Here is a 13,510-nt window from a genome sequence, read left to right as displayed (position 1 = left end):
ATAATCATTGCAAAGTGCCATCAGTTGCCCAGACTGAGGTATCTCCAGCGGTGGACACATGGAGCGTGCTATGGATTGGCTGGGTTTGCATTTTTTGACGTCGATGCCCGCGCATGGCGGAATGATGCTTCATGGCACTCATAATCCCGGCCTCATCGTCCTCGCTTACGTGGTGGCCTGCGCCGCCAGCTTCGCAACGCTGAGCATCGCCGAGCGCGTCGGCCACGTGGACCGCGTGAACGCACGCCTTCGCTGGCGCGCCCTCGGGTCGCTGTGTCTGGCCGTTGGCATCTGGGCCATGCATTTCATCAGCATGCTGTCCTTCCAGGCCCCACTGGACATGCATTACGACCTCCCCGTCACCATCGCATCACTGGCCATTGCCCTGGTCTCAGGCATGGTGGCCATGGAAGCCCTCGGCCATCCGCGGTTGCGCGTCAGTCAATACCTGGTCGCCTCGGTGTGCATCGGCCTGGGGATTATCGCCATGCATTACCTCGGCATGTCGGCCATGCGTTCGAGCGCCACGCAGTATTACGAACCGTGGCGCTTCGCAGGTTCAATCGTGGTCGCCATTGCCAGCAGTCTGACCGCGCTGGTGCTGGCCATTCGTCTGCGTAAAGGCAGCGGCACCCGGCATCAGTTGCTCAAATACGGTGCGAGCCTGGTGCTGGGTGCAGGGATCGTAGCCACGCACTTCATGGGCATGTGGGCCTTGCAGTTGAGGGTGCCTGACGACATGCCGATGGAGATGCATGCCACGGGCAACAGTCTGCAACTCAGCCTCACCATCGCATTGATTGTGTTGCTGATCATCGCGGGCAGCATCAGCGCCGCCCTGGCAGACAAGAAACTGCAAGCCAAGGAACGCGACCTTGCCAGGGTCAACGCTTTGCTGAGCCAGCTCGATCAGGCGCGGGCGTCATTGCAACAGGTCGCCCACTACGACGCCCTGACCAACCTGATCAACCGTCGGGGGTTCAACCAGATCTTTGCCGAACGCCTGACGGAACAGAAGCAGGCGCACGGCAAGCTGGCTGTGATGTTTCTCGACGTCGACCATTTCAAGCGGATCAACGACAGTCTGGGGCATGACGCGGGCGACGAGCTGCTGACAGTCATTGCCGACCGCATCCGGGGCGCGACCCGGGCCAATGACGTGGTGGCACGTTTCGGGGGTGACGAATTCTGCATTCTCATCGAGCTGGAAAACGTCGAGGAAGCGCGACACATGGCGCACCGGGTCATAGCCAAAATGAAAGACCCCATCGCCTTGAACGGCAGGCGCATGGTGATGAGCACCAGCATCGGCATCAGCCTGTTTCCCGAGGACGGTGAGACCTGCGATGAGCTGCTCAAGCACGCTGACCTGGCCTTGTACCAATCCAAGGGCAACGGCCGTAACACCCTGCACTTCTTCAATGAAAGCCTGAAAACCCGCGCCAGCATGGAGCTGCACCTTGAAGAACAGCTGCGCCATGCGTTGACCGAAGGACAGGGCCTGCAACTGTATTACAAACCCATCGTTGATCTGCGCACCGGTCACGTTGCCAAACTGGAAGCCTTGGTCCGCTGGCAGCACCCGACTCAAGGCCTGTTGACCCCGGATCGTTTCATCACGATTGCTGAAACCAACGGCTTGATCGCCGATCTGGACAATTGGGTCTTGCGCCGCGCCTGCCAGGATTTGGCGCAACTCTGTGACAACGGCTTTGAACACCTTGTGATTGCCGTGAACTGCTCGGCGCTGAACCTCGCTCGCGAGGAACTGGTGCAAGAGATGGACTCGGCGCTCAAGGAAGCGGGTGTGGCGCCACAACGGCTGGAACTGGAGGTCACGGAAAACGCGTTGATGGGCAACATCAGCAACACGGTTTTGCTGCTCAACGAAATCCGCAAGCTGGGCGTGGCCTTGTCCATCGACGATTTCGGGACAGGCTATTCTTCACTCGCCTACCTCAAGCGTCTGCCGCTGGACACTGTGAAGATCGACCGTTCGTTCATCATCGACATCCCCAAATCCCCGCAAGACATGGAAATCGTCCAGGCGATCATCGTCATGGCCCACACGTTGCGCCTCAAAGTGGTGACCGAGGGCGTCGAGACGCCGGCACAGCTGGAATTCCTGAGCGAATACGGCTGCGATTTCGTCCAGGGCTACCTCTTCAGCAGACCTGTGCCGCTGGAGACACTCAAGCCATTGGTACAGCAACTCAATCAGCGGCAGCCCTCGCAACTCTGGCCGTCCACTCACCTCCTGGAAGCAGTGGAAATGACCGTCGGCCAGCCCATTACCCAGGAAGGCCTGCGAGAAACCGAACATCCACGCCCCGATCGCTTTCGTTCTCGCCCACAACGCTGAGCGTGTGAAGCAGTCCTCACATCGAGGGCTGAACGTTCAAGTCGCCCGCCATCACGCCGATCAGCAAGGGGAATCCCTTAGACGGCGCTAGGGTTGGGCCCTATCGCTCGTTGCCGATAGCCCACTGTACAGTCGGGTTTTCTTTTTGGTGATGGCGCGTTGACACCCCTGCGTCGTCCTTCAGGCGTGGCGTGCAATGACCCATAAAACCGAGGCTGCAGGCGCAGTATCCGAACTTCTGCAAACCGTACTCAACGAGCACAGCGCGTTGCCACCCGTCGATTATCGACCGCAGCCCGTGCCCGCGCAGTCGTATCTCTACTTCACTGAAACCGACACGGATCGCATCCTCGACAACCTCGACGGCTTGCGTGACATGGTATTTCCGCCATCGATTCACTTCGAAGAAACGGAAAACCGCGCCGACCAACAATTCCCGTCCGTTTGCCTGATCGGACTGGGACGTTGCGGTTCCAACATCGCGCTGGACGTCGCTGAACTGGTCTACAACGCCCGCACGTTTTACCTGAACCAGCTGAACAACGACGAACGTCTGCGCGACGACAAGGGCTACAGCCCTGCCCGCTGGATTCGCAACAACCTGCGTCTGGGGCAGAACAAGTCGAGCAAGCCGGTGTTTCTGGTCGAGCCGCTGGTGATGCTCGGCGATCTGGACAAGGACATCGCCGGGCGCATCCGCTTCTCGCGCAAAGGAGACAAAAGCGGCTTCATCAAGGACTACTCCAAGATGAAGATCATGGACCTCTCTGAAGTCCACGCCGGGGGTGCGGGCAACGCGCCGATTCTGGGTCAGTACCTGGCCAAGATCATCCTGAACAAAGACACCGACCACTTTTCCAGCGCGGACTGGAAGCTGATCCACTCCTACCTGATCGATTCCTGCGGCATCAAGGCGAACCAGTCGCGGCTGTATTTCTACATTTTCAGCGCGGGGGGCGGCACGGGTTCGGGCATGGCCTCGGAATTTGGCCTGGCGCAGCAGTTCTCGTACATGAACAAGACCTTTGACACCAAGCCTGCCAGCGAAAACGATGGCAAGCGGGGGCGCTCTTTTGTGTTCGAGCCGATTTTCACCAGTGGCATCTGCGTGTTGCCGAACATCTCCGACCATCGCAGCGAAATGTCTGAAGCCCTGCACATCAACGCCGGACGGCTGCTCTGCAAGTACCTGGCAGAAGAGTGGGACTTCTCGTACAACTTCGAGAACGAAGACAGCAGCGAAGCCAGCGTCATGGGCCGTATTCGCCCGTGGAACGCGATGATGCTGATCTCCAACGACATCATGCGCTACGCCGAAGAAAGCGATGACGGGACCATCGAGAACATCGACGTCAATGCGATGGAACGTCACGCCAACCAGTACATCTCACAGCAGATTTTCAACATTCTGACAGCGCAGGCCGTCACCACGGACTACGACCAGAATTACTTCCGGCGTGCAGGGATAGACATCGGCGAGACCATTCGCCTGGATGCCAACGACCTGTTCATGAGTCTGGCGGGCCCTGTGGCGATTGCCTACGCCGAGTCGGTGGTCCCGGAGACGCCGCTGCCGGGCTCGGACAAGCTCAAGCTGTTTGAGAAAGAGCCGCCGCGCCTGAACATCGACGACCTGTTCTTCCGCTCCATCGACCTGCCGCACTTCAACAAAATGACTCAGGCCATCGAGGGCATCAGCCTGCTGCCCATCGAGTCACGACGCTATCGCGCGGCGCTGGAGCAGTACAAGGCGTCGGGGTATGACGCGGCGGCGTTGCACGATCTGCATTTCTTCAAGAACTGCTCGTCGGTGGTGTCGATCGTTTCGCTGCCCAAGGATTACAAGCTGTCGTACATGGACCTGAACCGGTTGAAGACGCACCTCAACAGCCTGTTCCCCAACACGACGCTCAAGCGTTACGCGCTGGTGATCGGTGCGTCGGCCAACCTGTCGCTGACCACCCTGATCGCCAAGAGCCCGTGCCTGTCGGACGACTTCCTGACGCTGATCGTGGCCTTCATCAAGCGCTGTTTCGCCAAACAGCCGTATCGCTTCGATGACACGCTGGACAACTCGATTCTGGATTTCATCATGAGCGATGAGTTCGACGAGGCACGCATCGACGACCTGCTCAACGAATACGAAAACCCGGCGAAGATCCTGGACACCAACTGGTACGCGATCAAACCGATGTACGAGAAGAAATACCGCGAGTTGATCGACGACAAGGCGCGGTTCATCTCGATCAACGACATCCGCATTTCCCGCGAGAGCGTGAAGAAAGCGGTGAAATACCTGCGAGAGATTTACCGTCACCGGATTGGAAAGACGCGGGTTATTTCGCTGAACCAGCACACGGGTAAGACGGGGTATTTGGGGTGAGGGTGTTGGGTTGGGTTGGGCTGGCGTTGAGTTGAGTTGAGTTGAGTTGAGTTGAGATTGCTACATCGATGCCCTTCGGGCCTATCGCGAGCAAGCTCACTCCTACATCGTTTGCAACGTGCCGCATCCTAATGGATCGAGTTACCAGCTTTTTGAGCAAGCCTTGAAATTGTGCGGCGAACACCAAGGCTAACGACTCGGTCCATCAGGCCATGGCACGTTTAAACAGATGCAGGAGTGAGCTTGCTCGCGATAGGCCCGAAGGGCATCAAAGTAATGATCTCAATCCAGACAAGACCTGCTACCCCACCACACTTAAAGTTACCGACCTACCCACTTTGCCATCATTCTGCGCACCAAAAATGCACACGATCACTGATCACGCCCTTTCCTGGATCAACACCCAAGGCGCAACGACGACCGCCCACAACGCCGGATCGCGGGTCAGGAGGTCCAAAGCCGTTGATTCAGAGAGCTTGCTGACTTCCTCGCTCTTCAGCCAGGCAGCCACTTTCAGCTCAGCGTTTTCGGCGAATGCTTCGGCCACGGCGATCAAATCCTGCGATTGCTCGACCCACAACAGGGCACCCTTGGCAAAGAACGGTTCGAGTTCCTTCCAGGTAATAGAAGCCGTTTCGCCAAGCAATTTGGCATAGAGGGTGCTAGGTTCTTGCGTCATGGGTTTCACCGTTTGGAAAATCGGCGTAAATGATACCGCCGCCTTTCCCACGCACAAACCCGGATACAAGTGATTGATTGCAGAGAACTTCGCTCAAGCCGATAGAAAGGTGACCCGGTTGGGGAATCGGCCGGCTTGATTATGTATCTTTCTTTCGATTAAGCGACATCAACAGGTTTTGCCCCCTGCAGCCAGCTTTTCAAGCGCTCGACCGGCGCTCTAAACTGTTCCGGTACAGTTGCCGGGGGTGTGGCCTGGATCAATCAATCCGGTCCTGCAGCTTTGGCCGTCAGGATTATAAAAACTACAAACGCAAGAGTGGAGCATCATGACTAAGGGTATTAATCAGATTTCCAAGCTGTTTGCCGCACTGGTTCTGGCGGGGGTTGCCAGCCATTCGTTCGCAGCTGACACCATCAAGATCGGCATCGCCGGCCCGAAAACCGGCGCGGTTGCCCAATACGGCGACATGCAGTTCAGCGGTGCCAAAATGGCCATCGAGCAAATCAACGCCAAAGGCGGCGTGGATGGCAAGAAGCTCGAAGCCGTTGAATACGATGACGCCTGTGACCCTAAACAAGCGGTCGCGGTCGCCAACAAAGTGGTCAACGACGGCGTGAAATTCGTGGTCGGCCACCTGTGCTCCAGCTCCACTCAGCCAGCGTCCGACATCTACGAAGACGAAGGCGTGATCATGATCACCCCAGCCGCCACCAGCCCGGAAATCACCGCGCGTGGCTACAAGCTGGTGTTCCGTACCATTGGTCTGGACAGCGCCCAGGGCCCGGCTGCTGGCGAATACATCGCCAAGCAAGTCAAGCCGAAGATCGTCGCTGTGATCCACGACAAACAGCAGTACGGTGAAGGTATCGCCACTGCCGTTAAACAAACCCTGGAAAAAGACGGCGTCAAAGTCGCCCTGTTCGAAGGCATCAACGCCGGCGACAAGGACTTCTCGTCGCTGATCGCCAAAATGAAGCAAGCCAACGTCGACTTCGTTTACTACGGCGGCTACCACCCAGAGCTGGGTCTGATCCTGCGTCAAGCACAGGAAAAAGGCCTGAAAGCCGGCTTCATGGGCCCAGAAGGCGTGGGCAACGCTTCCATCTCGCAGATCGCTCAGGACGCTTCCGAAGGCCTGCTGGTGACCCTGCCGAAATCCTTCGACCAAGACCCTTCGAACAAGGCGCTGGTTGACGCGTTCAAGGCGAAGAAAGAAGACCCGAGCGGTCCTTTCGTATTCCCGGCCTACGCCGCTGTCGAAGTGATCGCCGAAGGCATCAAGACCGCCAAGTCCGAAGACACCGCCAAAGTGGCAGCCGCCATCCACGCCGGTACCTTCAAGACTCCTACCGGCGATCTGTCTTTCGACGCCAAGGGTGACTTGAAAGACTTCAAATTCGTCGTTTACACCTGGCACAAAGATGGCACCAAGACTGAAGCCCCTGTGAAGTAATCACAACCTTCATGCTTACCCGGAGCCCACTGCAACCGCAGTGGGCTTTGTTTTAGCTGGGACGCGGGATTTCACAAGAATCCTGATGCCCTGAACATCTTGAAACCGCACCAGTGAATCACTGGGCTCGTGCCGGACGCGGACGTAGATCACGACGCGCGAGCGGGAAAAAGACTCAACCAGTGAAACACCGCCAAGGTTTTTAGGAGCGCGGCAATGCCCGAGATAGATCTCTATCATTTTTTCCAACAGCTGGTTAATGGCATGACCATTGGCAGCACTTATGCCTTGATCGCCATCGGCTACACAATGGTCTACGGCATCATCGGCATGATCAACTTCGCCCACGGCGAGGTGTACATGATCGGTTCGTACGTGGCGTTCATCGCCCTCGCGGGCCTGACCATGCTGGGCCTGGACAATCTGCCTCTGCTGATTACCGCAGCGTTCGTCGCCAGTATCGTGGTGACCAGTGCCTACGGTTACGCCATCGAACGGGTTGCCTACCGTCCGTTGCGTGGCAGCAATCGCCTCATCCCTCTGATTTCCGCGATCGGCATGTCGATCTTCCTGCAGAACACGGTGTTGTTGTCGCAGGATTCCAAAGACAAATCGATCCCCAACCTGATTCCCGGCAACTTCGTGTTCGGCAGCGCCAGCACCCATGAAGTCGTGATCTCGTACATGCAGATCCTGATCTTCATCGTGACCGTCATCGCCATGCTCGGCCTGACCTGGTTCATCTCCCGCTCCCGCCTGGGCCGCGCCTGCCGCGCCTGCGCCGAGGACATCAAGATGGCCAACCTGCTGGGGATCAACACCAACAACATCATCGCCCTGACCTTCGTCATCGGTGCCGCGCTGGCGGCGGTCGCTGCGGTACTGCTGAGCATGCAGTACGGCGTGATCAACCCCAACGCCGGATTCCTGGTCGGCATCAAGGCCTTCACCGCAGCGGTTTTGGGCGGTATCGGCAGTATCCCGGGCGCGATGCTCGGCGGTCTGGTGCTGGGTGTGGCTGAAGCGTTTGGCGCCGATATTTTCGGCGACCAGTACAAGGATGTGGTGGCGTTCGGTCTTCTTGTCTTGGTGTTGTTGTTCCGGCCAACCGGCCTGCTCGGCCGTCCGGAGGTTGAAAAAGTATGACCAGGAATCTCAAATCGGCCCTGTTCAGCGCTGTACTGGTGCTGCTGGTTGCCTACCCGATCCTCGGGCTCAAACTGGACATCGTCGGTGTCAATCTGGCGGTTGTCGGCGCCAGCACCACGACCGTGCTGGTGATCTTCGCCGCTGCATTGCTGATGTTCCTGCGCGTGCTGTTCAACGAACAGATCAGTGCCATGTGGCGTTCGCGCCCTCAAACCCAACTGGTGTCGGACAAGGCCAGCAATTTCCTGACCCTGCCATCGACCCAGCGCTGGTTCCTCGGTGCCATCGTGGTCGTCGCCCTGATCTGGCCGTTTTTCGGCTCGCGCGGCGCGGTGGACATCGCGACCCTGATCCTGATCTACGTGATGCTGGGCCTGGGCCTGAACATCGTGGTCGGTCTGGCGGGCCTGCTTGACCTGGGTTACGTCGGCTTCTACGCCGTCGGCGCCTACACCTACGCGCTGCTGCAACACTACTTCGGCTTCGGTTTCTGGATCTGCCTGCCCCTGGCCGGTCTGGCCTCGGCGACCTTCGGCTTCTTGCTGGGCTTCCCGGTGCTAAGACTGCGTGGTGACTACCTGGCGATCGTGACCCTCGGTTTCGGGGAAATCATTCGTCTGTTCCTGCGTAACCTGACCGACATCACCGGCGGTCCGAACGGCATCAGCAACATCGAAAAACCGACCTTGTTCGGCCTGAGCTTTGAGCGTAAAGCCGCTGAAGGCATGCAGACGTTCCACGAGTTCTTCGGCCTGGAATACAACTCCATCAACAAGGTGATCTTCCTCTACCTGATCGCCCTGCTGCTGGCGCTGTTGGCGCTGTTCGTCATCAACCGCCTGCTGCGCATGCCGATCGGCCGTGCGTGGGAAGCACTGCGTGAAGACGAAATCGCCTGTCGCGCGCTGGGCCTGAACCCGACCGTGATCAAGCTTTCCGCGTTCACCCTGGGTGCTGCGTTCGCCGGTTTCGCCGGCAGCTTCTTCGCCGCGCGCCAAGGGCTGATCACCCCGGAATCGTTCACCTTCCTGGAATCGGCGATCATCCTCGCCATCGTGGTATTGGGCGGCATGGGATCTCAGCTGGGCGTGATTCTCGCGGCGGTCGTGATGATCCTGCTGCCTGAACTGCTTCGCGAATTCAGCGAATACCGCATGCTGGGCTTCGGCGCCTTGATGGTGCTGATGATGATCTGGCGTCCTCAGGGTTTCCTGCCAATGCAGCGTCCCGTCATGAAACTCAAGGGGGAACGCTGATGAGCCGCCCACTTCTGCAAGCCTCGGGCTTGAGCATGCGCTTTGGCGGCCTGTTGGCGGTCAATGGCGTGGGTCTGACCGTCAACGAGAAACAGGTCGTGTCGATGATCGGCCCGAACGGCGCCGGCAAGACCACGGTATTCAACTGCCTGACCGGTTTTTACAAACCGACGGCGGGCACCATCCTGCTGGACGGCGAGCCGATTCAAGGCCTGGCCGGTCACGAAATCGCCCGCAAAGGCGTGGTGCGAACCTTCCAGAACGTGCGCCTGTTCAAGGAAATGACGGCCGTCGAGAACCTGTTGGTGGCCCAGCACCGTCACCTGAACACCAACTTCCTGTCCGGGCTGTTCAAGACCCCGGCCTACCGTCGCAGCGAGCGCGAGGCCATGGAATACGCCGAGCACTGGCTCGAAGCCGTCGACCTGAAAGCCTTCGCCAACCGCCCTGCCGGTACGTTGGCCTACGGTCAGCAACGCCGCCTGGAAATCGCCCGCTGCATGATGACGCGCCCGCGCATCCTCATGCTCGACGAACCGGCCGCCGGTCTGAACCCCAAGGAAACCGAAGACCTGAAAGCGCTGATCGGCGTGCTGCGCAACGAACACAACGCCACGGTGTTGCTGATCGAGCACGACATGAAGCTGGTCATGAGCATTTCCGACCACATCGTGGTGATCAACCAGGGCACGCCTCTGGCCGACGGTACGCCTGAGCAGATCCGTGACAATCCTGAAGTGATCAAAGCCTACCTGGGGGAAGCGTAAATGCTGCAGTTCGACAACGTTTCCACCTTCTACGGCAAGATTCAGGCGCTGCATGGCGTCAGCATCGATGTGCAACAGGGTGAGATCGTCACCCTGATCGGCGCCAACGGTGCGGGCAAATCCACCCTGCTGATGACCCTGTGCGGTTCGCCCCGCGCCCACAGCGGCAGCATTCGCTACATGGGTGAAGAGCTGGTCGGTCTGGAGTCGTCGGTGATCATGCGCAAGAGCATCGCGGTGGTGCCGGAAGGCCGTCGTGTGTTCGCCCGCCTGACCGTCGAAGAGAACCTGGCCATGGGGGGATTCTTCACCGACAAGGGCGATTATCAGGAGCAGATGGACAAAGTCCTGGAACTGTTCCCGCGCCTGAAGGAACGCTTCAACCAGCGCGGCGGCACCATGTCCGGCGGCGAACAGCAAATGCTCGCCATTGGCCGTGCGTTGATGAGCAAGCCAAAAATGCTGCTGCTCGACGAGCCGTCACTGGGTCTGGCGCCGATCATCATTCAGCAGATTTTCGAGATCGTCGAACAGCTGCGACGTGAAGGCGTGACCGTGTTCCTGGTCGAGCAAAATGCCAACCAGGCCCTGAAAATCGCCGACCGCGCCTACGTGCTGGAAAACGGCCGGGTGGTAATGCAGGGCACGGGCGCCGAGCTGCTGGTCGATCCGAAAGTGCGGGATGCGTATCTGGGCGGGTGACAGAGCGCGTTTGCTTGAGAAAGCGGTGCGTCAGTTATAGAGGTATCGACTGACACACCGCGTTCGCTGCCGTCGTACCTCCGGCGGCTCCCACAGGTGATGCAGTGGATCGAAAATCTGTGGCACTTTCCGACAATGCCGTGTCGATCGCCCTCTGCGTAACGCCACAAATCTTGTGGGAGACGCCGGAGGTACGACGGCAGCGAAGCGGTTCGCCTGACACGCCTTGTCTATGAATCTCTTGCTTCAAAGCTTCTCCAACGCCACCGTGCTGCGCTCGAACCACTCCGTCAAATACTCCGCCATCACCTGAATCCGCCTCGGCAAATGCCCTTCGAACGGGTGCACCAGATACAGCGACGACACCGGCGTCTGATAATCGCGCAACAGCCACTCCAACCGCCCGTCATGCAATTCATCGTGAACCATGTACGACGGCAGGCGCGCAATCCCGGCCCCCACCAACGCCGCCCTCTTCAGCAACCCATAGTGATTACTGGCAAAGGTCCCACGTACGTTCACCCGGCTCAATTCGTGGTTCTGGTGATACACCCACGTCTCGCGACCGGCGTAGTGGCTGTTCAACAGACAGCGATGCACCCGCAGCGCTTCGGGGGATTGCGGTTTGCCGTGCTGTTCAAGGTACGCAGGGCTGGCGCAGGTCAGTTCTTGCAGCGACAACAGCGGCTTGGCCACCAGGCGCTCGTCGATGCCGACACTGGAGCGAATCCCCAGGTCAAACCCGTCCCGGCGCATGTCGCGGAACTGATTGTTGAGGTCCAGTTCGACCTGTACGTCGGGGTATTTCGCGCTGAACTCGGTCAGCAGCCCCTCGAAAAACGTCTCGCCCAGTGAGACCGGCACCGTCAGCCGCACCGTGCCTACCAGGCTCTCGCTCAGGTACGCCATCGCGTCACGCACACGATCCCGCTGGGCCAACAACGCCCGCGCTTCGGGCAGCAGAATCGCCCCTGCCGAGGTCAGCGTCAGGCTCCGGGTGGTGCGATGCAACAGCGTCACGCCGAAGCTCTTTTCCAGCTTGCTGATGCGCTTGGACAGCTGGCTGGTGCTGGTGTCCAGCCATTGGGCCGCCAGGGTGAAGCTGTTGGCTTCGACCAGCAGGGCAAACGCCGCCAGATCGTCCATTTCGCTCATGATTGTTTCCTTTCTGACAAACCGGGAATGCCGTTTAGCCCATTTATCTGTGGGAAAAGGCAGCTCACACTGAGCGCCTGATCCATTAACGGAAGGACTGCACTGTGAAAATTCTACTGATTGGCGCTGGCGGAACCATTGGCACGGCCATTGAGAAAGAACTGGCGCCACGCCACGACATCGTTCGCATCGGCCGAAACAGCGGTGACGAGCACGTCGATATTAGTGACAGCGCGTCGATCCGCAAACTGTTCGAACGGGTAGGTCCTTTCGACGCATTGATCTGCGCGGCCGGGAACGTCACCTTCGCACCACTGGCCGACATGACCGAAGACTCGTTCGCGCTGGGGCTGCGCGACAAGCTGATGGGTCAGGTCAACCTGCTGCTGATCGGCCGCGAATTCGCCAACGACGGCGCCTCGTTCACCTTCACCACCGGCATCACCAGTCACGACCCGATCCGCACCGGCGCCTCGGCCAGCCTGGTAAACGGCGCCATCGACGCATTCGTCTGCGCAGCGGCCATCGAGATGCCACGGGGCATGCGGGTCAACTCGGTGAGTCCGAACGTGTTGGTCGAAGCCATGGGCGCCTACGCACCCTACTTCCGGGGTTTCAAACCGGTGTCGGGTGCGGACGTCGCGCTGGCCTACGCCAAAAGCGTCGAAGGCCTGCAGACTGGCCAGACGTATCACGTCGGCTAATCCCCTCTTGTGATGCGCGAGCAGCCTGAGTAACGTGGCGGCACTTGTCTGGAGACCGCCCCATGTTCGCTGCTCGTTCCGTCCTGATGTTCGCCCTCCTGCCTGTTTTTGCGGGCTGTCAGTTGCTGCCCTCGCACACCGAGCCAGCCTCGGTCTCCAAGGCCGGCATGATCCGCATGCAAGGCACTCTCAGCGGCGATAACGGCAGACTGTTTTTCGAACCCTGCAACGAACAACGTCGCTATGCCGTCACTGACAAAGGCAATACCGGCGTGCTGCAGGAAGCCGCCTCCGTGGTGGACAAAAGCGGCAAGGCGTTCGCTGATGTGCGCGGCAACTTCGTCGCGAGTCGGGCGCAGGGCAGTGACGGACAGGCCGATGTCTACCAGCTCTATCGCGTCGAGCGCCCGAACGGTGCCTGCGAAGATGCCAACTTCAAACGCCTGACCATTCATGCCAGCGGCAACGGCCCGAAATGGAACCTCAACGCCAGCGGCAAGGGTCTGGTGCTCGAACGTGAAGGCATGGAGCCATTTGCCGTGCCGTATCTGGAAGAGCAACTGCCAGAGGGCCGCTTCAATCTGGTGACCGATGCCAACGACCAGCATGTCGAGCTGTACGTCGCCCCGCAGCGCTGTGTTGACCCGGCCAACGGCTCGGTGCAGCACCTGACGGCCGAGTTGCGGGTCAATGGGCAGGTACGCCGTGGGTGTGCGTATTTCGGGGCCATGCGCAACGACTGACGCGCCAGCGATACCCAAACCTGTAGGGGTGAGCTTGCTCGCGATAGCGGTGCGTCAGTCAATGGTCATGTGGCTGAAATACTGCTATCGCGAGCAAGCTCACTCCTACAAGGACAATGTGGCTTATAATCGCCGGTTCTTGTAGCGCTGCCGG

Annotated in this window: 11 protein-coding genes; 9 read left to right on the top strand and 2 right to left on the bottom strand. The window is 59.1% G+C overall.

Going from position 1 to position 13,510, the window contains the following annotated elements; all coding sequences use genetic code 11:
- Window positions 1-70 precede the first annotated feature (70 nt).
- Window positions 71-2,362 (top strand): putative bifunctional diguanylate cyclase/phosphodiesterase, encoded by a 2,292-nt coding sequence (locus ACWKWE_RS16920; protein WP_483851162.1) that lies wholly within the window; start codon window positions 71-73, stop codon window positions 2,360-2,362.
- Window positions 2,363-2,558: 196 nt separating this feature from the next.
- Complete coding sequence (locus ACWKWE_RS16915) at window positions 2,559-4,745, top strand: hypothetical protein (RefSeq protein ID WP_483851161.1); 2,187 nt, start codon at window positions 2,559-2,561, stop codon at window positions 4,743-4,745.
- 379 nt (window positions 4,746-5,124) lie between these two features.
- On the opposite strand, the gene ACWKWE_RS16910 is transcribed toward ACWKWE_RS16915, so the two are convergent.
- Complete coding sequence (locus tag ACWKWE_RS16910) at window positions 5,125-5,424, bottom strand: DUF2288 domain-containing protein (RefSeq protein ID WP_166593417.1); 300 nt, start codon at window positions 5,422-5,424, stop codon at window positions 5,125-5,127.
- 328 nt (window positions 5,425-5,752) lie between these two features.
- On the opposite strand from ACWKWE_RS16910, the gene ACWKWE_RS16905 reads away from it, so the two are divergent.
- From ACWKWE_RS16905 to ACWKWE_RS16885, 5 genes are all read left to right on the top strand, one after another.
- A complete protein-coding gene (locus ACWKWE_RS16905) occupies window positions 5,753-6,880 on the top strand; it encodes a branched-chain amino acid ABC transporter substrate-binding protein (RefSeq protein ID WP_166593418.1) in 1,128 nt (375 codons plus the stop codon).
- A gap of 216 nt (window positions 6,881-7,096) precedes the next feature.
- Complete coding sequence (livH, locus tag ACWKWE_RS16900; protein WP_166593419.1) at window positions 7,097-8,026, top strand: high-affinity branched-chain amino acid ABC transporter permease LivH; 930 nt, start codon at window positions 7,097-7,099, stop codon at window positions 8,024-8,026.
- Window positions 8,023-9,285 (top strand): high-affinity branched-chain amino acid ABC transporter permease LivM, encoded by a 1,263-nt coding sequence (locus ACWKWE_RS16895; protein ID WP_166593420.1) that lies wholly within the window; start codon window positions 8,023-8,025, stop codon window positions 9,283-9,285. The genes livH and ACWKWE_RS16895 overlap by 4 nt, the downstream gene beginning before the upstream one ends.
- Window positions 9,285-10,052, top strand: a complete 768-nt coding sequence (gene livG, locus ACWKWE_RS16890; protein ID WP_166593421.1) for a high-affinity branched-chain amino acid ABC transporter ATP-binding protein LivG — start codon at window positions 9,285-9,287, stop codon at window positions 10,050-10,052. The genes ACWKWE_RS16895 and livG overlap by 1 nt, the downstream gene beginning before the upstream one ends.
- A complete protein-coding gene (locus ACWKWE_RS16885) occupies window positions 10,053-10,754 on the top strand; it encodes an ABC transporter ATP-binding protein (RefSeq protein WP_166593422.1) in 702 nt (233 codons plus the stop codon).
- Window positions 10,755-11,000: 246 nt separating this feature from the next.
- On the opposite strand, the gene ACWKWE_RS16880 is transcribed toward ACWKWE_RS16885, so the two are convergent.
- The gene (locus tag ACWKWE_RS16880; RefSeq protein WP_483851160.1) at window positions 11,001-11,909 is read right to left on the bottom strand and encodes a LysR family transcriptional regulator; all 909 of its coding nucleotides are present in this window, start codon (window positions 11,907-11,909) and stop codon (window positions 11,001-11,003) included.
- Window positions 11,910-12,013: 104 nt separating this feature from the next.
- On the opposite strand from ACWKWE_RS16880, the gene ACWKWE_RS16875 reads away from it, so the two are divergent.
- The gene (locus ACWKWE_RS16875) at window positions 12,014-12,613 is read left to right on the top strand and encodes a short chain dehydrogenase (RefSeq protein WP_341959528.1); all 600 of its coding nucleotides are present in this window, start codon (window positions 12,014-12,016) and stop codon (window positions 12,611-12,613) included.
- Between the two features lie 62 nt (window positions 12,614-12,675).
- Window positions 12,676-13,356, top strand: a complete 681-nt coding sequence (locus tag ACWKWE_RS16870) for a COG3650 family protein (protein WP_483851159.1) — start codon at window positions 12,676-12,678, stop codon at window positions 13,354-13,356.
- Window positions 13,357-13,510: the final 154 nt, after the last annotated feature.

This window comes from Pseudomonas salicis, from assembly GCF_057128705.1.
Note: the sequence above shows the minus strand (reverse complement) of the source record. Positions and strands in the feature narration are given on the sequence as shown.

Bases quoted from the DNA above. Each gene is read 5' to 3' on its own strand.
- ACWKWE_RS16920 (WP_483851162.1), top strand. From the start codon at position 71: ATGGATTGGCTGGGTTTGCATTTTTTGACGTCGATGCCCGCGCATGGC.
- ACWKWE_RS16915 (WP_483851161.1), top strand. From the start codon at position 2,559: ATGACCCATAAAACCGAGGCTGCAGGCGCAGTATCCGAACTTCTGCAA.
- ACWKWE_RS16910 (WP_166593417.1), bottom strand. From the start codon at position 5,424: ATGACGCAAGAACCTAGCACCCTCTATGCCAAATTGCTTGGCGAAACG.
- ACWKWE_RS16905 (WP_166593418.1), top strand. From the start codon at position 5,753: ATGACTAAGGGTATTAATCAGATTTCCAAGCTGTTTGCCGCACTGGTT.
- livH (WP_166593419.1), top strand. From the start codon at position 7,097: ATGCCCGAGATAGATCTCTATCATTTTTTCCAACAGCTGGTTAATGGC.
- ACWKWE_RS16895 (WP_166593420.1), top strand. From the start codon at position 8,023: ATGACCAGGAATCTCAAATCGGCCCTGTTCAGCGCTGTACTGGTGCTG.
- livG (WP_166593421.1), top strand. From the start codon at position 9,285: ATGAGCCGCCCACTTCTGCAAGCCTCGGGCTTGAGCATGCGCTTTGGC.
- ACWKWE_RS16885 (WP_166593422.1), top strand. From the start codon at position 10,053: ATGCTGCAGTTCGACAACGTTTCCACCTTCTACGGCAAGATTCAGGCG.
- ACWKWE_RS16880 (WP_483851160.1), bottom strand. From the start codon at position 11,909: ATGAGCGAAATGGACGATCTGGCGGCGTTTGCCCTGCTGGTCGAAGCC.
- ACWKWE_RS16870 (WP_483851159.1), top strand. From the start codon at position 12,676: ATGTTCGCTGCTCGTTCCGTCCTGATGTTCGCCCTCCTGCCTGTTTTT.